Origin of the sequence: Halobellus litoreus (assembly GCF_024464595.1) — an archaeon.
GTDB lineage: Archaea > Halobacteriota > Halobacteria > Halobacteriales > Haloferacaceae > Haloquadratum > Haloquadratum litoreum.
On record NZ_JANHAW010000001.1, the window covers coordinates 880,333 to 902,853 of the forward strand.

At 64.6% G+C, this 22,521-nt stretch carries 18 protein-coding genes and 1 tRNA gene; 14 read left to right on the forward strand and 5 right to left on the reverse strand.

All coding sequences use genetic code 11. From position 1 onward, the window contains the following. Positions 1-24 precede the first annotated feature (24 nt). Together NO360_RS04540 and mptA are read left to right on the forward strand one after the other, a co-directional pair. Positions 25-1,911: a PAS domain S-box protein gene (locus tag NO360_RS04540; protein ID WP_256306317.1), complete on the forward strand. Its 1,887-nt coding sequence runs from the start codon at positions 25-27 to the stop codon at positions 1,909-1,911. A 156-nt stretch (positions 1,912-2,067) separates the two neighbouring features. Next, positions 2,068-3,006, forward strand: coding sequence for a GTP cyclohydrolase MptA (gene mptA, locus NO360_RS04545; RefSeq protein ID WP_256306318.1), 939 nt, complete (start codon positions 2,068-2,070; stop codon positions 3,004-3,006). Between the two features lie 69 nt (positions 3,007-3,075). Here mptA and NO360_RS04550 read toward each other — a convergent pair whose 3' ends face one another. Next, the gene (locus NO360_RS04550; protein WP_256306319.1) at positions 3,076-3,897 is read right to left on the reverse strand and encodes a TrmB family transcriptional regulator; all 822 of its coding nucleotides are present in this window, start codon (positions 3,895-3,897) and stop codon (positions 3,076-3,078) included. A gap of 72 nt (positions 3,898-3,969) precedes the next feature. Then, positions 3,970-5,751 carry a DUF255 domain-containing protein gene (locus NO360_RS04555; protein WP_256306320.1) on the reverse strand — a complete coding sequence of 594 codons (1,782 nt, stop codon included), beginning with the start codon at positions 5,749-5,751 and terminating at the stop codon, positions 3,970-3,972. A 112-nt stretch (positions 5,752-5,863) separates the two neighbouring features. On the opposite strand from NO360_RS04555, the gene NO360_RS04560 reads away from it, so the two are divergent. The 3 genes from NO360_RS04560 to NO360_RS04570 all read left to right on the forward strand — a co-directional run bounded on the left by NO360_RS04560 (position 5,864) and on the right by NO360_RS04570 (position 7,807). Continuing rightward, positions 5,864-6,349, forward strand: a complete 486-nt coding sequence (locus tag NO360_RS04560) for an FxsA family protein (protein ID WP_256306321.1) — start codon at positions 5,864-5,866, stop codon at positions 6,347-6,349. Between the two features lie 105 nt (positions 6,350-6,454). After that, positions 6,455-6,528: transfer RNA gene (locus tag NO360_RS04565), tRNA-Ile, on the forward strand. Positions 6,529-6,985: 457 nt separating this feature from the next. Continuing rightward, positions 6,986-7,807 (forward strand): CPBP family intramembrane glutamic endopeptidase, encoded by an 822-nt coding sequence (locus NO360_RS04570; RefSeq protein ID WP_256306322.1) that lies wholly within the window; start codon positions 6,986-6,988, stop codon positions 7,805-7,807. A 142-nt stretch (positions 7,808-7,949) separates the two neighbouring features. On the opposite strand, the gene NO360_RS04575 is transcribed toward NO360_RS04570, so the two are convergent. The 3 genes from NO360_RS04575 to NO360_RS04585 all read right to left on the reverse strand — a co-directional run bounded on the left by NO360_RS04575 (position 7,950) and on the right by NO360_RS04585 (position 14,824). Further along, positions 7,950-11,978 (reverse strand): PAS domain S-box protein, encoded by a 4,029-nt coding sequence (locus tag NO360_RS04575; protein ID WP_256306323.1) that lies wholly within the window; start codon positions 11,976-11,978, stop codon positions 7,950-7,952. Positions 11,979-12,209: 231 nt separating this feature from the next. Then, positions 12,210-13,619 (reverse strand): alkaline phosphatase family protein, encoded by a 1,410-nt coding sequence (locus NO360_RS04580; RefSeq protein ID WP_256306324.1) that lies wholly within the window; start codon positions 13,617-13,619, stop codon positions 12,210-12,212. Next, positions 13,616-14,824, reverse strand: a complete 1,209-nt coding sequence (locus NO360_RS04585) for an inositol-3-phosphate synthase (protein ID WP_256306326.1) — start codon at positions 14,822-14,824, stop codon at positions 13,616-13,618. The genes NO360_RS04580 and NO360_RS04585 overlap by 4 nt, the downstream gene beginning before the upstream one ends. Before the next feature lie 253 nt (positions 14,825-15,077). Here NO360_RS04585 and NO360_RS04590 point away from each other — a divergent pair, with 253 nt between their 5' ends. The 9 genes from NO360_RS04590 (at position 15,078) to NO360_RS04630 (ending at position 22,513) form a co-directional block, all read left to right on the forward strand. Then, entirely contained in the window at positions 15,078-15,878 is an 801-nt protein-coding gene (locus tag NO360_RS04590) for a TatD family hydrolase (RefSeq protein WP_345780176.1), read from the forward strand. 6 nt (positions 15,879-15,884) lie between these two features. Further along, entirely contained in the window at positions 15,885-16,712 is an 828-nt protein-coding gene (locus tag NO360_RS04595; RefSeq protein ID WP_256307095.1) for a sugar phosphate isomerase/epimerase family protein, read from the forward strand. A 7-nt stretch (positions 16,713-16,719) separates the two neighbouring features. Next, a complete protein-coding gene (locus NO360_RS04600; protein ID WP_256306329.1) occupies positions 16,720-17,658 on the forward strand; it encodes a UbiA family prenyltransferase in 939 nt (312 codons plus the stop codon). A gap of 118 nt (positions 17,659-17,776) precedes the next feature. After that, positions 17,777-18,625 carry a sugar phosphate isomerase/epimerase family protein gene (locus NO360_RS04605; RefSeq protein WP_256306331.1) on the forward strand — a complete coding sequence of 283 codons (849 nt, stop codon included), beginning with the start codon at positions 17,777-17,779 and terminating at the stop codon, positions 18,623-18,625. A 214-nt stretch (positions 18,626-18,839) separates the two neighbouring features. Continuing rightward, positions 18,840-20,795, forward strand: a complete 1,956-nt coding sequence (locus NO360_RS04610; RefSeq protein WP_256306332.1) for a PAS domain S-box protein — start codon at positions 18,840-18,842, stop codon at positions 20,793-20,795. A 149-nt stretch (positions 20,796-20,944) separates the two neighbouring features. Then, the gene (locus NO360_RS04615; protein ID WP_256306334.1) at positions 20,945-21,190 is read left to right on the forward strand and encodes a DUF7996 family protein; all 246 of its coding nucleotides are present in this window, start codon (positions 20,945-20,947) and stop codon (positions 21,188-21,190) included. An 81-nt stretch (positions 21,191-21,271) separates the two neighbouring features. Beyond that, positions 21,272-21,523, forward strand: coding sequence for a DUF8006 family protein (locus NO360_RS04620; protein ID WP_256306336.1), 252 nt, complete (start codon positions 21,272-21,274; stop codon positions 21,521-21,523). 113 nt (positions 21,524-21,636) lie between these two features. After that, on the forward strand, positions 21,637-22,170 hold the full coding sequence (locus tag NO360_RS04625; protein WP_256306337.1) for a DUF5815 family protein: 534 nt from the start codon (positions 21,637-21,639) through the stop codon (positions 22,168-22,170). A 118-nt stretch (positions 22,171-22,288) separates the two neighbouring features. Next, positions 22,289-22,513, forward strand: a complete 225-nt coding sequence (locus NO360_RS04630; RefSeq protein WP_256306338.1) for a helix-turn-helix domain-containing protein — start codon at positions 22,289-22,291, stop codon at positions 22,511-22,513. Positions 22,514-22,521: the final 8 nt, after the last annotated feature.

Here is a 22,521-nt window from a genome sequence, read left to right on the forward strand (position 1 = left end):
TTCCGTACGGTGGTTCGATCGGATATGTCGCTGTCATCGGCTTCCTATCGGGCGCTCTTCGATGCGGCCCCCGACGCACTCGTCGTCGTCGATCCCGAGACCGGACGGATCGGAGAGTGCAATCAGCGGTACTGCGACCTGTGCGGCGTCGACCGTGGGGACCTCGTCGGCCGGGGCTTTTCGACCCGCGTCGTGACCGACGGAGCCGACGCCGATCTGCTCGACAGGCTCCGCGAAGCGGCCGGTAATGGGGGGTCCGTCGAGTCTCGACTCCGGACGGGACCGGGCGTCTCTGTCCCTGTGGAGATGCGCGTTTCGACGGTTGACAGTGCCGTGGAGCGGTCCGCCGAGAGCGGGACCATCGGGACAGCGCCGTCCGAAGAGCGGGCGATCGAGGCGGAACGGTTCCTGGTTCGCGTGACGGACGTCACCGACCGCAGGCACCGCGAACGGGAACTCGAACGGAAGTCACGCGCGATGGACGAAGCGCCGTTCGGCGTCAGCATCAGCGATCCCGACAGAGAAGACAACCCGCTCGTGTTCGTGAACGAGCGGTTCCGAGAACTGACCGGGTACGACACCGACGAGGTGATCGGCCGGAACTGTCGGTTCCTCCAGGGCGAGGGGACCGACTCCGCGCGCGTCGCCGAAATACGCGAGGCCATCGACGCCGAAGAGCCGGTCACGGTCGAACTCCGGAACTACCGCCGAGACGGGACGGAGTTCTGGAACCGCGTCACCGTCTCGCCCGTTCGCGACGAAGACGGGACGGTCGTCAACTTCGTCGGGTTCCAGGAGGACGTCACCGAGCAGCGGCGGAACCGCAAGGAACTGGAATTGGCCTACAACCTGCTCGAGACCGTCCGCAGCGGCGTCTTTACGACCGACCCGACGCCCGACGGCGAGTTCGGATACGTCAACCCCGCGCTCGTGTCGCTCCTGGGGGCGGGGTCGGCCGAAGAGCTCCGCGAACACCCCGTCGACGACTTCTACGTCGAGCCCTCCGAGCGCCAAGAGCTCGTCGAGGCACTCCGGGCCACCGACGACGACCACGTCAGCCGGGAGGTACGACTCGAGACGCTCGACGGGGAGACGCGAGACGTGAACGTCACGGCCTCGCTCTCGACCGACGAGACGGGAGCCGAGCGCGTCCACAAGGTCGTTCAGGACGTCACCGAGCACAAGGAGTACGAAAATCGGCTCGAAGAACAGCGCGACAGCCTCGAGATCCTGAACCAGATGGTCCGCCACGACATTCGGAACGACCTCCAGATCGTGACGGCGTACACGGATTTCCTGTCGGACCACGTCGACGAGGACGGTGCGGAGTACGTCTCGAAGATCAGAGAGAGCGCCTCCCACGCGGTCGAACTGACGCGAACGGCACGAGATATGGCCGACGTGATGCTCGAGCCCGAAACGACACAGCGGCCGATCGGCCTCAGAAGTACCCTCGAGGGCGAGATCGACGAGATCCGGTCGAAACACTCCGAGGCCGTGGTCACCGTCACCGGCTCGATCCCGGCGGTGTCGGTGTACGCCGACGAGATGCTCGATTCCGTCTTCCGGAACCTGCTCTCGAACGCGATCCAGCACAACGACAAGGAGATCCCGAGCGTGCGAGTCGACGTCGCGGACGACGAAGAGACCGTCACCGTCCGCATTGCGGACAACGGCCCCGGCGTCCCCGACAGTCAGAAGCAGGCGATCTTCGGGAAGGGCGAGAAGGGTCTCGAGAGCGGTGGAACCGGGATCGGTCTCTACTTGGTCGAAACGCTCGTCGACGGCTACGGCGGCGACGTGTGGGTCGAGGACAGGGTCGAACAGGGGACCGAGAGCGTGCTCGTCGGCCCCGAAGAAGCGGATCCGGAGGGAGCGGTCTTCGTCGTCGAACTTCGGCGGGCCGACTGACACTGTCGGCGATCTCTCACTGTTCGTCTCAGACGACGAGGTCGAGGGTGACGCACTCTGGAAAGGTGAACCAGTGACTCGCCTGTGTGCGAGGGTCAACGTGACAGACTTCGGCTAACGAAAGCGTTAATCAAACTGCGTCCTTCCCGAGTGACAATGAGTCACCAGCTTCCCGACGTACAAGCCAGCCAACCCGACGTCACGGTCGGGTTGAGTCAGGTCGGTGTCACCGGCGTCGAGAAACTCGTCAAACTCGCCCGGGAAGACAAGCGACCGTTCATCCTGACGGCGGAGTTCGAGGTGTTCGTCGACCTGCCGAGCGGCCGCAAGGGGATCGATATGAGCCGGAATATGCAGGTCATCGACGAGACGCTCGAAGCCGCCGTCGCAGAGCCCGCCTACCGCGTCGAGGACATCTGCGGCGACGTCGCCGAGCGCCTGCTCGAAAAGCACGAGTACACCTCGACCGCCGAGGTCAGAATGACCGCGGACTTCGTGGTCCGCGAGGACACGCCGGCGAGCGAACTCTCCACGCAGAGCACGATCGAAATCGTCGCCAGCGCGACGGCCACCGACGAGGGGACCCGCGAGGAGATCGGTGCGGAGGTCGTCGGGATGACGGTCTGCCCGTGTTCGCAGGGGATGTCCGCCTCCCGCGCACGCGACGTGATGCGCGATCTCGACGTCGACGAGGAGACCATCGAGGAGTTTCTGGATCAGGTCCCCCAGCCGGGCCACTCCCAGCGCGGTCACGCGACTCTGACGGTCACCGCCGACGGCGCCCCCGACGTCGACCTGATGGACATCGTCGAGATCGCCCGGGACTCGATGTCGGCGCGGATCTACAACCTCGCGAAGCGGCCCGACGAGGACTTCATGACCTACCACGCCCACGCGGACGCGAAGTTCGTCGAGGACTGCGTCCGGTCGATGGCCGAGCAGGTCGTCGACGAGTTCGACCACCTCGCTGACGACGCCGTCGTCCATATGAAGCAGTCGAACGACGAGTCGATCCACCAGCACAACGCCCACGCCGAGCGCGAGGTCACGCTCGAACAACTCCGCGCCGAACTGAACGGGAAAGAACTGCACTGATCGACCGGCAGCGACCCGACCGCTGACACTTCCGACCGCCGGCCGCACGTCGAACCCGACGCCGACGCGCTACTCCTCTGTGAGTGCGGACAGCGACAGCGGCGCCGCCGCCTCCCACCGCGGGTCGAACATCTCCCGGACGTTCGCGGCGAACTCGGGGTCCTTCAGGTCGATCATCGCGAACGCCTCACCGGGGTCGAGCGGGTTCGGGACCTCGATGCACACCTCGACGTCGTCGATGAGTTCGAAGGTTCCCGAGAGTTCGGGAGCCGTTCGGACGGAGAACGCGGGATGGTCCGCGAGCCGTTCGGTGTATCGTTCGCCGACGCTTCGCGGGAGCGACTCCACTAAATCCGGAGCCATCAGCACGGAGACGTCGACGCCGCGGTCCAGCGCGTCCTCCAGTTCCGCGACGACCCTGTCCCCGACGGTTCCCAGGTCGAACTGCGGGGAGAGGCCGCTGGCGACCACGATCAGGGAGTCGTCGGCCGCCGCGAGCCGTTCGACGAGGAGTTCGATCCACTCGTCGGTCCCGACCGCGGCCGTCCAGAACTGGCTCTGCACCGGCTCTGCGGTCTCTAACTCCTCGGTGAGTTCGTCGACGACGCCCTCGTACTGCTCGGCCTTCTCCTGGAGCTCTCGCCGCTTGCTCTCCAGCAACCGATCCAGCGCCGTGTCCGGCTCGACCGCGACGTACTTCTTCGGGCGACTCGCGGCCTGACTCCTGACGAGGCTGTGCTGTTCGAGGCTGTTCAGCACGTCGTAGATCCGCCCCATCGGGACGTCGCTCGCACGAGACAACTCCTTGGCCGTTGTCGGACCCGTTCGAAGCAACGACCGGTAGGCTCGCGCTTCGTATTCGGACAGTCCGAGATCCCTGAGACTCGCCATACCACACGCTGAGAGGCCACGAATAAAAACGAATCGGAGGTTTACACGGGTGGGTGGTTCCCGCGATCCCCCTCACGTCCCCCGTGTGAGCACCGAGACCGCCTCGATCAACTCCTCGGGCGTGGTGACTTCGCGAGTTTCCGCTCCCCGAGTGACGGTCGCGACGTCCGCCGAAACTGCGGGGGCCTCGGGCAACACGACGGCCTCGTGGTCGGCGACGCGCAGTGCGGCCCGATGGAGGTCGCTCCCGGCGGTGGCACCGACGGCGACGGTGAGGTCCGGACGGGTGAGCCGCGCCGCGACCGATCCGTAGCCGGCGACTTGGACGCCGATGCGGTCCCACGCGCCGGCGAAGGCGGCGACGCCCGCGTGCGCCGCGTCGACGTACTGCTCCGCCGCCGCTGACTCCGCGCTTTCGGCTTCCAGCTCGCCGATGAGTGCGCCGAGGTCCAGAAGCGCCGCCGCCATCTCGACGCCCCCGTCGAGCGGCCTGAGCGGTTCGTCGAGGAGACCCACGCCCGCCTCGGGACCGTCGCGGAACGCGCCGTCCGGTTCCTGCAAGGCCTCGATCGCTCGGTCGGCCACGGTGCGGGCGACCTCCAGCGGATCACGCCCCGACGCGAGCGCGTTCGGCCCGAGGACCTGTCTCGCGCGCGCGAAGGCGGCGACGATCCGAGCGTGGTCTTCGAGCAGGAGTTGCGGCGCTCCCGCCGGTTCTCCGCCGCGGCTCGGATCCTGCCCGCTCCCGTCGCCCGACCCCGCGCCCGTCTCGAAGTGTGCGACGCTGCCGTCCGCCGCGACGAATCTCTCATCGAGCGCGTCGAGGACGCGCGTGGCGTACTCCCGCGCCGTGCCGTCGTCGGTGTACGAGACGAGCGTCAGAAGGGCGTCGGCGGCCAGGGCGTTGCCACCGGCGTACGCCGTCAGGTCGCGACGCGGCCCGAAGTCCGTCGCCGCGTCGCCTCCCGACGAACCGCCTCTACCGACCGCCGCACCGTCGCCGTCGGCCGACGCTCCGGCGTCCTTCTCCTCGGGCGCGACGCTCCCTCCGAAGGCCGTGCCGTTCCAGAGGCGGTCGATCAGGAAGTCGCGGGTCCCGAACGCGGGGGCCAGCAGATCGTCGTCGCCGGTGTAGAGGTAGCCGTTGGCGAACGCGCGCACGAGCGCCGCGTTCGCGTCGAGCACTTTCTCGGTATGCGGATCGGACCAATCGCGACCCTCCGCGTAGCGGTAGAATCCCCCCGACTCCTCGTCGTAAAGCGACTCCCCGATCACGCCGAGCGTCTCGGTCGCCTGCTCGCGGGCGCGCTTGAGCGCGAACTCGATGGTCCGCGGGAGCGGGAACTTCGCGTCGGTGCCCCACCCGGCGAACCGCGGGTCCCACTTCTCGTCGAGTTGGCCGGCGAGGTGCGATTCGATCCGCTCGTCGACCGGGCCCGCGGGGGTCGGATCGCCCGAAAGCGCGCGCGGGATCCGTCCGGCCTCCGCGCCGCGCTCGCTCCAGACGTCGCGGACGGAGTCGAGCACCTGTCGCATCCCGTCGGGGCCGAGGTACGTCGCGCCGGTGATTACCCTTCCTTCGGGCGTACAGAACACCGTCGAGGGAAACCCGCCCATATTGTACCGTTCGCGGACGCGCGGTCGTCTGTCGACGTCGACGCGAACCGGGACGAAGCCGTCGTTGACGTTCGCGGCGATCCGGGGTTCGGCGTAGGTCTCGGCGTCCATCTCGTGACAGCTGTCGCACCACGTCGCGGTGAGCGAGAGGAGCACGGGGCGGTCGGCGGCGCGGGCCTCCTCGAACGGCGCGGGCCCCCACTCGCGCCACTCGACGTGCGTCCGGTCGTCGTTCATACCCGTACTCGGACGGGCCGGCGGGTAAGGCCTTCGAGGTGCGGTTCTCCGGACCCTCGTGCGTCGGCTGCGCGACACAAGGGCTATCAACGGTGGTCGCAAACGATGGCGTATGCGAACGCGCTGGGTCATCGCGCTTCTGTTGGCGATTCCGCTCGCCGACACGCTCCTGTTGCTGCCGATCGCGGGGCGGATCGGCTTCGTCCCGACAGTGCTCTTGGTGGTTCTCACCGGCCTCGTGGGGATGCTGCTCGTCCGCGCGGAGGGTCGCCACACCCTCTCGAAACTCCAGCGGAAGGCCGCGACGGGCGAGGCCCCGACGAACGAACTGCTCGACGGTGGTCTCCTGATCGCCGCCGGCGCGTTCCTCTTGACGCCCGGCATCGTCACGGACGCGCTCGGCTTCGCGCTCGCGCTCCCGGTCACGCGCTATCCGATCCGGGAAGTGCTGAAGCGCTACGTCGTCCGCCCGTATCTGGACCGACAGACCGGCGGCTTCGTCTCCGGCAACGTCTGGGTCGGCGGCTTCCCCGGCGACGACGACGTGGTGAATCTCGACCCCGAGGAGTACGGCCGCTCGGGCGACGACAACTCCTGATTTCGGGCGGGACCGATCGATCCTAACCCCGGGACTCCGTGCCTGACTGCAGTCGAAAGGAAACTCTTAAACTACTCATCGAACTACGAGTAGATGCGCTCGCCTGGGCCAATAGCTCAGTCAGGTTGAGCGCTCGGCTGATAACCGGGAGGTCCACGGTTCAAATCCGTGTTGGCCCATCCCCAATTCGGTTGGCCTTTTGCCAACCGAAATTCGGGGCCACAACTCCCCAGCCACCTAATCTCGTGCGATAACGAAAACAAACAGAGGCCTCTTTCTTCGAAACAGAAGGAAATTTCTGACGGCCCCCTCTGCCGTCTGTCGGTTCGAATCACAGGTGGGTGGTCGCCGTGACGCTGGAGCGTCGACGCCGGCGGCACCGTCCGAATCTACACCGTCGGGTGTCCACTCTGCGGCGAACCGATCGGCGATCCAGCGCTGGATGGACAAGTACGGCGCCGAGTTCGATCTTGACGGGGACGGAGGGAAGATCCGTTTCGACACAGTGCGTTCGAGCCGGAAGTTCGATTTCGAGCCCCTCTTGGGGAGTTCGATCTGATGCCAACTGGATCCAGAGGATATCGATGTTAACAAATGTCAGTGTTTCTATAAGTGATCTGGTAGCGTTACCAGGGTATGAATACGATTGTCGAACGTCGCCCGATAGCGTTCACGCTCGGCCTAACTATCGCACTGATCGGGATGGCCGTCGCTGGACGGCTCGTACTTGCTCCACTCCTGCCGCAACTCACGCTCGATGGGGTTGGACTCCTGCTGAATTGGCTGTTCGTCGGAGTAACCTTCGGACTGGTCGCGTGGTTAGGATGGTCGGAGAAGATTCGCCTCACCGCTCGCGTTAACCGCCGGGCACTGGTGTACCTGCTACCGTTCGCCATTGCCGTGTTCATTCCGGTCGTATTCGGACTCACCATCCCCGAGGTGTCGCTCGTTCGGGGCGAAGTTCTCCCGGACTGGGCAACCCTCCTCGTGGTCATTGTCGGCGTTGCGCTCGGTGCGGCGCTGTTCGAAGAGATCCTATACCGGGGAGTCTTGCTTCGGGCACTCGAATCACGAGGACACCTCTTTGCTGGCGTCGTCACCGCCACCGCGTTCGGCCTCACTCACGTCTCGAAGATCGTTCTCGGGGGCTCCGTCGCCGAGTGGTTGCCATCGATGATTCTCATCATTCCGTTGGGTATTGGACTCGCGGCAGTTGCATTCCGCCTCGAGAGCATCTGGCCACTAATTGTCTGGCACTTCGCTGTCGACGTAACAGGGCTTCTCAGTGCCGGCCAGTCACAAGCCTACACCCTCACGACACTCGGCTTCATTCTGTTCGTCGGCGTGATGGGCCTCTGGCTCCTCTGGCAAGATGACCGCGCCGCAAAGGCTGCTCTCTCCAGTGACACCACTTCGACGTTCACCGAGAGCGGAAAAATGGATCCGAACTCACGGTAGGAACCCGTCGATCTGTCTTCCCGTCCAGCGATGGGTTCGCACTGGTAGCCACTGGCGTATGAAACCTGCTTGCTGACTGCACTCTCTCTATTCAGGACACCAGTTTTGTCAAGTAGTAGGTGTTTAAACAGAGCCAGAGAGTCTATTCAGTACCGGTTTCGACACCCGTAATCTCGAAGCGCGCCCCCCCAGCAGTTCCCTCAGTGAGTGTAATCTCCCATCCGTGCGCTTCAGCGACGTCCTTGATGATACTCAGACCAAACCCAGTTCCGTCCGGTGAGGTCGAGTAGCCCACCTCGAAGACCTCTTCACGAGCGTCTTCTGGAATTCCGGGTCCATCATCCTCGATATAGAATCCGTTATCCAGATCCCCAACACGAACGGTTACATCTTCTCCCCCGTGTTCGATGGCATTCCGAAATAGGTTTTCCAAGAGTTGACACAGTCGGTCATAGTCCGCCTCAATCGTTTGGAGTCCAGTCTGCTTTGGAATACGAAATTCAGCATCAGTACTTTCGTCTTCGATCATCGTCCAAGCCGACTCGACAGCCTCGTTCAAATCCACAGACGCTGTCGATCCGATGACCTGCCCTTCACGAAGCAACCACAACATATCCTCAATAATTCGCTCCATCCGGTCGAGTGCGCTGTCGGCCACGTCCAGATTCTCACTCTCGAACTCCTCGTGAGCGAGCGTTAGTCGCCCGCGAGCGATATTCAGCGGATTGCGAAGATCGTGAGAGACGACACGGGCAAACTCTTCGAGCCGTTCGTTTTGCCGTTCGATCTCCCGCTCATACGCTCTCTGGTCGGTTACGTCCCTGAAGTACACCGAGACACCGCTTGTCGATGGATAAATCGTCGCTTCAACGCGGAAATCCAGGGGGTCATAATACACCTCGTAGCTCTGCGGAACCTGGGTCTCCATCGCTGTATGAAACGCATCCCGCACCTTGTCGAGGTTGGCAGCCTCCGGATACTGCTCCCACAACTTCTCACCGAGAAGTTCCTCTTCGGATGCCTGGAGTAGCTCTTCAGCACGGTCGTTTACGTGGCTGAAGCGTAAGTCGTCATCAAGTGCATAGAACGCGTCAGTCACCCGGCCGAGAATCTCTGACAATCTCGTCTCCAGTTCGCGCTGTTCAGTGATATCCTCGAACGCGAAGATCGCTTGCTGTATATCTCCATCGTCGTCCCACTGTAGGGCTCCGTTCACTGAGGCCCACACACGGTCTCCAGATGGCTGGCGAAGGCCAACAACCTGATCGTATATCGGTTCCTCTTGGGAGATCACCCGATCGAACGGTGTGGTACCTGTTTCGAGGGGTTCTCCATCCTCATCGACCAGTCCCCAGCGGGAATCATCGTGCGTGAAGTCGTTGATTTCCTCGCTGGATCGTCCATAGATCGCTTCGGCCCGCTCGTTGACGAATGCAAGCGTCCCATCCGCATCGATGACGGTGATACCGATCGGACTGGTTTCGACGATTCCTTCGACGAGATCCCGCTCCTGTTGGAGTTCTTTTTTGTTCTCTTTGTACTCGGTAATATCCTGGACTGCGCCCCGGAGCGTGGCAACCTCACCACCCTCAACGGTCGGGGTTCCTTGGACACGGAGCCAGCGGATCTCGCCGCCCGGTCGCTGGATCCGTACTTCAACGTCGAATGGCTCCCCCGAATCGAGTGCGTCTTCGACGGCTCTTTCGACGATCTGACGGTCGTCCTCGTGGTAGACAGCCAGCGCCTCGTCCAACGATGGCTCTTCGTCGGTATCGACTCCGAGGATCTCGAAGAGGTTCTCGCTCCAGAACACGTCCATCGTTCCGGTATCGATCTCCCAGCCCCCAACGTCAGCAATCCGCTCCGTGTGTTCGAGTAATTCTTCTGTCCGCTCGAGTTCCTGTTCGCGCTCTTTGCGGTCGGTGATGTCCTGAATGAACCCCCGAACCGTCCGCGGTTCCTCGTTACCAAGCACCTTGCCCCGCACTCGGACCCATCGCTGGTTGTCCTGGGCAGTAATCAGACGAAGTTCTTGATCGAACGACTCGCCATTCTCAAGTGCGGTTTCGACTGCCTGCTCGATTGCCTCTCGATCCTCGGGGTGGTAGAACTCGATAGCTTGTTCGATAGTTGGGGTGAATCCGTCGTTGACCTCGTGAATACGGCGGGTGCCGTCCGTCCACACGTGGGCGCCGTCCGCGTCGAACTCCCAGGCACCGAGGCTCCCGAGGTCTTCGGCTTCTCTGAAGAACTCACGCATTCGTTCGAGCTCCTGTTCGCGTTCCTTTCGATCGGTAATGTCGTGCACCACGCCGATCATCCGCGTGGTTCCATCTGCACCGACGACGGTTTTTCCCGGCGCCTCGATCCACCGCACCTCGTCGTCGACGATGATCCGGAGTTCCTCGTGTTTGTCCTCGCCAGATTCCAATGCCTGCCGTACCGATTCGCGGGCTTGTTGACGGTCCTCGGGGTGGATTACCTCAAGAAAGTCCTGACTGGTCTGGACGCTCGTCCCGTACAGCTCTGTTTCGGTTGGATAGAACGTCGCTTCATCTGCATCCACGTCCCACTCCCAGACGATAGTCTCGGTCGCCTCGAGCGCAAACTCCATCCGTTCTTTCGTCTGTTGGAGTTCGCGTTGGCGACTGCGCTCCTCGGTCACGTCCCGTCCGATCAGTAGATGCTGCCCAGGGACGACATCAGGTGATGCCGAGTATTCCATCACGTATTCGTCCCCCTCCGTGTCACTCAACTTGATAATCTCTTGCTGCTCTTGCAGGAGTTCATCGAGTAAATCGGTCTGCTCAGTATCTGTAGTGATGAAATCCTGTATGTAGCGTCCGACGAGTTCCTCCGGGTCGATTCCGGCCACTTCGGCAGCCCGTTCGTTACGTTCGATGATTCGGCCATCATCGTCAACGACCACGATCGCCTCGAATGCAGCATCGAAGACCTGTCTGAATTTGTCGTACTCCGTTTGGAATTGGTCGTCGGAACCGGGTGTCGTCAGGTCCGGCGTTGTACGGGGAAGTGAGATGGTCACTGTCGTTCCTTCAGCGGAAACGTCAGTATCGATGTCGCCGTCGTGTTTCGTAACAATCGTGCGGGCGATCCAATGGCCTAACCCCATACTGTGGACGAGTGGTGTTTCGGTGCCTTCAGCGATGACGGCCTGTTCCTCTTCTGGGATCCCTGGTCCATCATCCTGAATGCTGACCGTCACGACCTCGTCGGTTCCGGTTACCTTGACAGAGATATCGGGTGTTTCTCCGGCGTATTCGGCTGCGTTCTCGATGATTTCTCGAATGGCGAGTGGGAGTGTTGGCCGTGCAAAATAGTCGATCGACTCGGGGATATCGACTGTAATGGATGCTGCTGGGACTTGGTCTGCTATGTCGGCGACTATTTGTCTGATTTCGCGTGTTAACTCAACAGTTCGTCGGTCGGATGATTCTTGTAGAATCTGTTCGAGTTTCCGTGCTTCTTCGCTGAGATTGAGTACCTCATCCACAGCGTCGATCGCTGCATCAGATGACAGGCCCTGGCTGGATTGCTGAGGTTGGGCGTTCAAATAACCTTTCACGATGGAAAGTTTGTTGCGGATATTGTGTCTGAGCACCCGTGTTAACACGGATACTATCTCCGAAGATTCGTTGAGGTCCGCCTCATATTTCGACTCGACAATTTCGTTTTCGATGAATCGGGCAAGAAGTTCCAAGAAGAATGCTTCCTCGGGGTCAAATGACTCCCGGGCATCTTGTCCAACAAAACAGACGCTTCCAGAGATCTCATCGCCTTCGTACAACGGTGTTCCGAAATACGAGGTGATATCGAGGGTTTGATACGCAGGATCATTCTCAAGTCCTTGCTCAGTCGCGTTATGAACCATCAACGACGAGCCGTCTTTGACGACGCGGCGACAGTACGTGTTCGACAGATCGAGTGTCGTCCCCTCGGAGAACTGGCCGTCGTCTTTATCCGTGCTAACGATTGCCTCCCACGTGTTTCCCTCTTCGTACGTCCGTACGACGAGACCAGTGTCGACATCTAGATACGCCGAGCCTATGTCGAGTGCTCGCTCGATTTTTTCTTCTGCCGGCTGGTCGGCTGTCATAAGCTGTTGTAGGATGGTGCCGAGCGTCCCCGTGTCGTGATTTTGAATATCCATAGATTACTGTGGGTTCTGGGCGGAGAGCAGGTTTGCTTTCCGCTCTGGAGCGGAGGTTCAGTATATCCGATTGATATGTCATAGGAGTATTGTAATATTTTTCGATAGCTACTGATTCAGTAGCCGTCTGCGGTGCTCACACCTCCTCCTCGAGGACGCGCTCCTCGGGCGTCGTCTGCCGGAGATGCCAAAACTCCGAGAGCCACTCGATCGCAACGAGAGAGGTCGTCGTCAGTCGGAGGCAGACCGCACACCGGACAGCAGCGAAGCCGCCTCGAAGTCCATATCGAGTCGCTCCTCGACGCCGAGCAGTTCCGCGATCGTCGGCGCCACGGCCCGCGCGTCGACCGGGCCGTCGATCACCCGGCGATCCGGAGCGGCGGGGCCGCCGAGTCCGTACACTCCCAGCGTCTCCTCGTCCACGCGTCCGTGAGACCCCCCGATCCGTGTCGGGTCGAGCGAGGTCAGTCCGGCGTCGCCGACGAAGAGTTCGCACGGGTCGAAGCCGGGTTTGGCGTGGATGTCCATCTCTGTGGCGTACGACGGGGCCGCGTCGTGGCCGTCCCACCAGTAGTACTGGAACCAGGCGTCGGGTTCGGCGACCAGCACGAGGTCGCCCGCGTTCGCGTGATCGACGTCGCGGGCCGCCTTGCCGCGGTCGTCCAGCACCTCGGCCACGCCGTCGAGCGCTTCGACCGTCTCGCGGACGTCGGCGAGCACGTCCGAATCGGCGTACACGTGGGCGATCTGGTGGTCGACCATCGCGAAGGCCGACGAGCGCGCGAGGTCGACCTCCTCGCCGCCGCTGCCGTCGTCGGTCACCGAGAGCAGCCCCGCCTCACGGAGCGCGCGGTTGGGGACGACGGGCGTATCGACCGGATGGAAGCCGTACTCGCTGACGACGTTCACGGCCGTCTCGGCCCAGCGCTCGCCGCCGCGGAGGAACGACAGGAACGACCCGAGTAGTTCGTCGACTGTTTCGAGCGCCGCGTCGGTCTCCGGCGCGTCGGGGCCGTGCCGCTGCGCGTCGTAGTCGAGGTGGGGGACGTACACCCAGAGCAGGTCCGGGTCGTACCGTTCGATCGCCTCGCGGGCGGCGGTTAGAATCCACTCGCTGCTTCCCTCGTCGGCCGCCGGCCCCCAGTAGTTATGCAGTGGGAAGTGACCGTGCTCGGCCTCCAGTTCGTCGTAGAAGCCGTCGGGATTGGTCCAGCAGTTCATCTCGAGGAGGTTGTTGTCCTCGTCTTCGATCGGCGAGGGCGTCACCGCGACGTCGGCGCTCGTCCCGACGAGGTGCTGGAAGAACAGCACGCCGGTGGTGAGACCGGCGTCGGCGGCGGCCTCCCAGATGCGGGTGCGGTCGCCCCGGTCGCGCTCCCAGAAGGCCACCGCGTCGGCGTCGCGGTCGTACTCGCCGTTCGCCACGTCGCCGTGGGCCGTCGGCGAGCGTCCGGTCGCAAGCGTGGTCTGGGCCGGAACCGTGACCGCGGGGAACGGCGGCCGGAGGTCGGCCGTCGTCGCCTCGGGTAACAACTCGGTCAGGTTCGGCGCGCGGCCGTCGCCGAGGTGGTCGCGCTGGAGGCCGACGACGTCGAGGACGACGACGCGCTCGGCCGCGGTCGGTTCCCCGGTCGCGGTCATTCGACGGCCGCCTCCCTCGCGTGGCGGTCGACGTACTCGTCCAGAAGCGCGAACTGCCGGGAGAGGTCGTGCTCGTCGACGCCGAGCGGAGCCTTGAAGAACGACGCGAGGTGGCGCTGGAGACCGCCCTCGCCGCGCTCGTCGGCGTGCGCGATCAGACGCACGAGATCGAGCACGAGGGGTGCGGCCAGCGCCGAGTCCGACCCCTCCCACGTGAACTGCAGCTTCATCTCGGTGTTCAGGAAGCCCTCGAAGTGGACGTAGTCCCAGGCGGTCTTCCAGTCGTCCAGCGACGGCGTGTAGTCGATGCGGACCCGGTTGTGCTCGAGGTCGGGCAGGATGGAGTCGAGGACACCCCCCTTACTCGCCAGTTTGCCGGCCTTGTTGGCCTCGTCTTCGAGGACCCGGCCGTCGTCGTTGCCGAGGATGTTGTGGCCCTCCCACGACCGCACGCGGAGGTTCCGCCCGGCGAACATCGGCGCGAGCGCCGACTTGACGAGCGTCTCGCCCGTCTTGGCGTCCCGGCCCGTGTGCGGAACGTCCCGGTCCTCGGCGAGTTCCCGGAGGCCGCCGAGCGCCGAGCCGGTGCTCGGCGTGAAGTTGACGTACGGGTGTTCGTCGACGAGCGCGGCGTACGCGTAGAGGGCGCTCGCGGGGAGGTCGCGGTCGTCGTTGGCCACCGCGCGCTCGAACGCCTCGCGCGTGTCGTACTGGTCGGGATCGTCCAACGGCGGTTCGGTCGAGGCGACGTTCACCACCACGACGCGATCGAGGTCGTGATTCCTGCGAAACGCCCGATAGTCGTCTCGGATGCGGTCGACGACCTCGCTCACGGGAAGCCGATCGTCGAGTGACCCCCGATCGGCGAGGTCGTCGACCGAGGCCCCGCAGTTTATCGCGGCGCCCATCGCGATACGCCGGTCGACGCGACGGAGGTCCTCGGCCACCGCCTGGACGGTGTCCGGACTCGGGACGCCGTTCGACGAGAGGTCCCGCGCCGTCTCCAGGAGGCTTCGCTCCCGGATGTCGTGGCCGCCGAAGACGAGGTCCCCGACGTCGGGGAGTGCCAGTCGCGAGTACGGTTCCCGCGCCGTCACCAGACCGGTCGTGTCAGTTTCGCCGTGGGCCAGTGCACGCGCTCCCGCGATCGCCGTGGTCGCGACGTTCCCGCGCGCGCCGATCAACCAGACTCCTGTGCTTGTCATAAGCGTGAGCGTCTCTTGTCGAACTATCCACATTGTTATGCCACGTCTGAACGGGACAGTCAGCAGTTATACGGCGGCTGAACGGGACGGTCGATCGTTATACGGCGGCTGAGCGGGGCAGAGAAACTGACAGGGTGCAAAGGAGTCAAACCCTCCGGAGTGTTCGTTACTGGCCTTCTCGTTTCGGTTTACCTTTTCGAGCTCAATCGAAGGAGACTCATAACGAAGTACGAACTGATTGACACGTAATTCGATGCGTATAATCGATCCGCATATGCACATGGTGTCGCGGTCGAGCGAAGACTACCGCCGTGCCCGACGCGCGGGAATCGAGTGCTGTATCGAGCCGGCGTTCTGGAGCGGGACCGACAAACGGCACGCGGGTTCGTTCTTCGACTACTTCGAGCACATCACCGACTTCGAGACCGAGCGCGCCGAGCGCGCGGCCGGGATGGACCACTACGTCACCATCGGACTCGAACCCAAGGAGGCGAACTACGCGGAGATGGCCGAGAAAGTGATGGAGCGCATCCCCGAGTTCCTCGACCGCGAGAACGTGGTCGGCGTCGGCGAGATCGGCCTCGATCAGGGGACCGAGGCCGAGGAGTACGCGTTCCGCAAGCAGCTCCGGATGGCCGAGGAGCGCGAACTTCCCGTCATCGTCCACACGCCCCACGAGAACAAGCCGGAGGGGACCGAGCGGCTCGTCGAGATGATCCAGGAGGAAGACGTCACCGAGGAGCGGATCATCATCGATCACAACACGGAGAACACCATCGACACCAGCCTACAGACCGACTGCTGGGTCGGCTTCACCCTCTACCCCGGCAAGATCGAGGACGAGACGGCCATCGACTTACTCGAGGAGTACGGTACCGACAAGATGATCCTCAACAGCGCGGCCGACTGGGATCCCTCGAACCCGCTGGCGGTGCCGATGGCCCGAGACAAGATGATCGATCGTGGCTGGGACCGCGAGGCGGTCCGCAAGGTCGTCTTCGAGAACCCCTACGAGTTCTTCGACCAGTCGCCCAACTTCGACTACGAGCCCTGAATGCCTATGCGATTCGCCTTCTCAGCCAACGCGTTCCAGGCGTACGACCCGGGAGAGACCGTCGAGATTCTGGGCGACATCGGGTACGAGGGCGTGGAACTGCTGTTCGGCGCGTCGCACCTTCACCCGGCCGATACCGACGCGGAGGACGTCGCCGCGGTCGAGAACGCGCTCGACGACGCCGGCCTCGAGATCAGCAACTGCAACGCGTTCATGGTGACAGCAGAGGATTTCCAGCACCCCTCCTACGTCGAGACCGATCCCCAGTATCGCCAGCAGCGCATCGACTACACCCGCGAGTCGCTCCGCCTGGCCGACGCGTTCGGGGCCGACTCGATCTCCATCCAGCCGGGCGGTCCCGTGCCGGCGGGCAAGTCCCGGGAGTGGGCGATGGAGACGTTCGCGGAGGGGATGCGATCGGTCGCACAGACCGCAGAAGAGCTGGGCGTCGACGTGCTGATCGAACCCGAGCCGGATCTGCTGATCGAGACGACCGATCAGTACCTCGACATCGAGGGTCGGATCGACTCCGGTGCCGTCGGCTGCAACTTCGACGCGGGACACCTCTTCTGCGTCGGCGAGGATCCCGCCGAGGCCGTCGGACGGCTCGCGGAGCGCACGCCGCACTACCACCTGGAGGACATCCCGGCCGACCGCACGCACGAACACACGCAGCTGGGCGACGGCGCGATGGACGTCGACGGATTTCTCGAGGCGGTCGAGGAGACGGGCTACGAGGGGTTCGTCACCGTCGAGTTGTACCCGTACCAGGAGACCGCCGAGGAGACGGCCCGCGAGGCGTACGAGTACCTCGAAGCGCACGGGTGGGTCTGATCGCGCGATGACGTACTCCCGACGCGGGACCGGCCGCGTGCGACGTACCACGGCCGCGTACGCCGAGTTGGTTCGCGTCCCCAACCTCTTCACCGCGCCGCCGGACGTGATCGCCGGGGCAGCGCTCGCCGTCGCCGCGGGCGGCGCGGTCGCGCTCCCGGCCGTCGCCGGCGTGGCCGCCGCGTCGGTACTGCTCTACGCCGCCGGGACGGCGCTCAACGATTTCTTCGACGCGCCCGTCGATGCCGAGGAACGCCCGGAGCGGCCGATCCCCGCCGGCCGGGTCCCTCGCTCGGCCGCCGGCGCTCTCGGGGGCGTGTTACTGCTCTGTGCGGTGCTCCTCGCGGCCGCAACCGCCGGGGCCGACGCCGGAATCGGCGCGGTCGCGGTCGCGGCGGCGGTCGTCGGGTACGACGGCGCGCTGAAGGGCGGACCGGCGGGCTTTCTGGCGATGGGCGCGGCGCGCGGACTGAACGTCCTGCTCGGGACGACGGCCACCGACGTCCCGGTGGCGTCCCTCCCACCGTGGGCGCTCGCCGTCCCGGTCGCGGTCGCCGCGTACGTCGCGGGCGTGACGCTTGTGGCCGCCGACGAAGCGACCGGCGCGACCCGGCGGTCAGTGGTCGTCGCGGGCGGCGGCGCGGGCGTCGCCGGGGCGGTCGCGGTGACGCTCCTCGCGACAGTGGGCCCCACTGCCAGCGTACTGGCCGTGGGCGTCGGCGTCGCGCTCGCGCTCGGATTCCTCGCCGTGACGGGACGAGCGCTGGCGCGGGCCTACCGCGACCCGTCGCCGGGGACGGTCGGGCCCGTCATCGGAACGTGCGTACTCGCGCTCGTCGTCCTCGATTCTGCCGTCGCGGCCGTCGCCGGCGTCGGGTGGACGCTGGCCACGGTCGCGTTCCTCGGCCCCGCGGTCGGACTGGCGCAACTGTTCGACGTCTCGTAACGAGGAGATACCAGATGTACCTGAGACACGTGATTCATCGAACCGGAGTCGACTCAACGACGCACAGACGAGTATCCGCGGCAGCTGGCCCCGTCGACGGGCTCGGAGGGGTGGGGTGATGGTCGAGTTAGCCTTCTCGACGAACGCCTACACCGAGTACGCGCTCCCGGAGGCGATCCGCCGCATCGACGCCCACGGCTACGACGGCGTCGAGATCCTCGGCGACGACCCGCACGCCTACTTCCCGGCGTTCGACGACGGCGACGAACGCGCGGTGTGCGACGCCCTCGCGGAGACCGGCCTGTCGGTGTCGAACGTCAACGCGAACACGGCGATGGGCTACTACGACGACGCGCCGCCCTCGGCGTTCTTCGAACCGAGCGTCATCACCGACGACGAGGCGGCCCGCGAGTGGCGCGTCGAGTACACGAAGCGCGCCGTCGACCTCGCGGAGGTCGTGGGGTCGCCCGCGGTCTGTCTCGCGACCGGACGACCGCTCGCCGGCAACCCGCCGGAACGCGCCCGGGAGTACCTCCGCGCGTCGCTCCGCGAGATCCTCGACTACGCGGAGCCCCGGGGCGTCGACGTCGGCATCGAGTTCGAACCGGAACTACTCGTCGAGTGCACCGACGAGGCGCTGGCCCTGATAGACGACGTCGGCCGAGAGTCGCTGGGAATCAACCTCGACGTCGGGCACGCGGCCGTCTACGGGGAAGACCTCGCGGAGACCATCCACCGGAGCGCGGGCCACATCACCGGCGTGCACTTAGAGGATATCGTCGGCGGCCGCCGGGGCAAGCACTACCACCGGGTCCCCGGCGAGGGCGACCTCGACTTCCGAGCCGTCTTCGACGCGCTGGACGACGTCGGCTACGAGGGGTTCGTCACCCTCGAGCTGTACACGTATTCGCACGAGCCCGATCGGGCCGCCGAACGCGCGTACGAGGAACTGGCGCAGTACTGCTGACACGGTCGACGGCGACGAGGTCGAGACCGAGAGGTATCGATCGGGCTGGGGGTTCCGTCCGCGATTCGAACTGCGCGAACGCGGCCGACGTTCGACGGCTGCGTTGGGAGCGAGCACTGATCGACGCGACTGACTGCTTTCCGACGTCCAAGCCGTTTGCTGTTGTCCGACGTCCAAGCCGTTTGCTTAAGTCTGCGCGGCAGGAGACTACGGTATGGCTGTCCGGTCCCCACGAGAACAGCTGTACGAGGTGTTCGCGGACACCTCTCGGGAGACGGCGGACAAGATCGAAGCGGCTCTGGAAGTCGGGACCGACTACCTGGAGATTCCGATCGGGTTCTTCACGCGGATCGACGACGGCACGCAGGAGGTCGTCCACGCCGCGGGCGGACACCACCTGATTCAACCCGGGGAGTCGTGTCCGCTGCGCGATGCGTACTGCCGTCGGACGATCGAGATCGACGCGCCGCTCGCGGTGCAGGACGTGAGCGATTCGCAGATTCACCAGCGCGCCGTCGACACGTTCGGTCTCGGGGCGTACATCGGCGCGAAGGTCACCGTCGACGACGAGCTGTACGGGACGGTCTGTTTCGCCGACTACGACCAGCGCGAGGAGCCCTTCTCCGAGGCCGAGGAACTGTTCTTGGAACTGCTGGCGAACCTCGTCGGGAGCGCGCTCGAACGGCGCGCCTACCAGCAGGACTTACGCGACCGGAACGAGCGGCTCGAACGCGAAAAGCAGCGCTTTCAGGGGATCGCGGAGAACAGCTTCGACATCCTGTTTCGGGTGGGCGCGGACGCCCGTTTCACGTACGTCTCCTCGGCGGTCGAGCGGGTGCTCTCCTACCGCCCCGAAGAACTCGTCGGCGAGTACTTTCAGGAGTTTATGACCGACGCCGCGGCCGAGACGGCCGCCGCCGCCTACTCACGAGTCGTCGACGGGGAACCGGTCGAGAGCCTCGAACTCGACTTCCTCGACCGCTCCGGCGAGGTCGTGGTCCTGGAGGTCAACGCGACGCCGACCACGACGGACGGCGAGATCGACGGCATCCAGGGCGTCGGCCGCGACGTCACCGCACGGAAGGAGCGGCAGCGGGAACTCGAAATGAAGACGCGCGCGATCGACGAGGCGGCCGTTGGCATCTCGCTGGCGGATATGCAGCGGCCGGACGAACCGTTGGTCTACATCAACGAGGGGTTCGAGCGCCTCACGGGCTATGCGGCGTCGGCGGTGCTCGGTCGCAACTGCCGGTTCCTCCAGGGCGAACAGACGGATCCCGAGGCTGTCGCCAGCCTCCGCGAGGCGATCGGCGACGAGACGACGGCGTCGGTCGAACTCGTCAACTACCGGCGCGACGGGACGCCGTTCTGGAACCGCGTCCAGCTCAGCCCGGTGTTCGACGACGACGGGAGGCTCACGCACTACCTCGGGTTTCAGAACGACGTCACCGAGCGCAAGCGGACGGCGCAACTGATCAGACTGCTCAACCGGGTGCTTCGGCACAACCTGCGGAACGACATGACCGTGCTCTCGGGGACCGGCCGCCTGCTCCGCGACGGCGACGCCGACGACGTGGCCGCCCTCGGCGAACGGATCGAGCGCATCTCCACGGCGCTCGTCGAACTCAGCGAGCACGCCCGGCGGCTGGAACGCTACGCCCGGAGGGACCGCGAGCCTCGACGGCTCGACCCGCGTGAACTGACGGCCGAGGTTGTCGAGGCCCACCGCGAAACCGTCCCGAACGTGTCCATCGACGTTGACGTTCGAACCGAGCGGGCGATCTGTGCGGGAAGGGAACTCCGAGAGGGGCTCTCGGAGCTCGTCGAGAACGCGATCAAGCACAATCCGACGGCGGAGCCGCGAGTGCGGATCTCGGTCGTCGACGACGGTGAGCTGATCGAAGTCGTCGTCGCCGACGACGGACCGGGGATCACGGAGATGGAAGCCGACGTCGTGTCGACGGGGCGGGAGACGCCGCTCGAACACGGCTCCGGGTTGGGGCTGTGGCTCGTCAACTGGATCGTCACCAGGTACGGCGGCTCGTTTCAGATCGACGCGGACGGGCCCGACGGGAACGGCGGCACGACGGCGACGGTCCGGCTCCCGGCCCTCGGGCCGGACGACGCCGTCGCGGACGCGGAACGCGGTCCGACGCTTCTCTTCTTCTGAGACGGTCCGACGCTTCTCTTCTTCTGAGACGGTCTGGCGCTTCGCCGGTTCGCTGGCGCTTCGTTCGATGCGGTCGGACGCCGTTGCCGGGCGTCACCGCTGCCGACGACCCGACAAGATGAGGTTGCTGCGGCCGCAACGGTTCACCGATGAGCGACGACACCCGAAGCGAGCACGACGGAGACGAGCGCCTGTTCGCGTTGACCCGCGACAACCTCCTGTTGGCCGCGATCCTCCTGGTCGGTGTCGCGGGATCGGGAATCGTGCGCCGGTTACTCGGAGAACTCGGGTACAACGACGTCGGCGCGCTCGTGTTTATGTTCGGCTACGGGGGGATGATCTTCGCGATCTGGTACGGGTGGATCCGCCCGATGGACATCTCCGGTCCGAACTGATCGCCCCCGGGTCCGAGAATCGGTGTCTCTCGGGAAGAACGGAACTTTAATACTCGATTCGCGCCGAAACTCCGGACAAGGATGCTCCCCCTACAGCTCGTCGACAGTTTCCTGCTCAACTACAACGTGGGGCAGGCGCTCCTGCTCGTCTTCGTGGTAGCGACAGTGGGCGTGCTCCCCCTGAAGTCGCAGAAGATACTGGCGCTCAACACGATGGCGTTCGGGCTGATCTTCGCGTTGACGCCGCAGTCGCTCGTGCCGATTCACTACCTCTTTCTCGGCCTGGCCCTCCTCGTCGTCGGGCCGCTGCTGTACGCGACCGCGAGCAAGTGAGGCGGGAGCGCGACGTCTTGACAGCTGATTGCGCCGTTCAGACGATCCGCGATAGCGACGTTTCGCCGACCCCAGAGCGCGACGTTTAACCCCCGTCACGGACAACTGATTCTATGGCACAACCGCAGGTCCCGGGCGACGGCGGCGAGACGCTCGAGTTGCCGTGCGGCGAGACCAGGTCCGTCCGTACGCTGGATTTGGGGATGCGAGAGTTCGAGTGCTCCTGCGGCGACTCCCACGCGGTTGTGATGGACGTTCATCCCCCCGAGCGGTTCGTTCCCGAGTTTCTCGTCTCCGTGCTCCGCGAGGCCGTCGAGACGACGAGCGAGGAGATGCCGGAGTTCGGCACGGCGCACCTGATGGGAATCGTCCTCGAAGAGTTCCCCCAGCGGGTCGTGTCGGCGGACGTGAGCGACGACGGCGACGTCGGCGCCGGGATCCTCTGGGTGACCGACTTCGACTCCCGACGGCTGCACGAGATCGTCGTCGAACTCGTGGTCGAACTGATGGAACACGCCGTCAGCCACGCCGAGGACGACGCCGCCGTCTCCGAGTTCGAACGCCAGATGCTCGATTTCGACGTGAGCGAGTTCGTCGCCGAATACCGGGCGGAGCGCGACCTCTCCGAAGACGACGTCTACGCGTGAGCGGGGCGGGACCGCGGCGGTTCTCACGACACCCTGACCGGGTAATCCCCGTCCGTCATCCGATCGTCCGACGACTGTCGCACTGAGATCTAAACGTCGTCGGACCGTCTGTCCGCGTATGAACGCGACCCGGCCACCCGGGTTCGAACAACTCCTCGAAGTCCTCGAGGACGCCGAAGAACCACTCACCGCACGCGAGATACTGGATCGTCTCCAGGAGCGTAACGTCGACGCCTTCGAGACGCCGTATCGAGTCGCGACCGTCCTGGGACGGATCGAAGAGCGCGACGGCCCCGTTGCCGTCGTTGCGGGGAGTCCCTACCGGTACCGACTCGTCGAGTGAGACGGCCG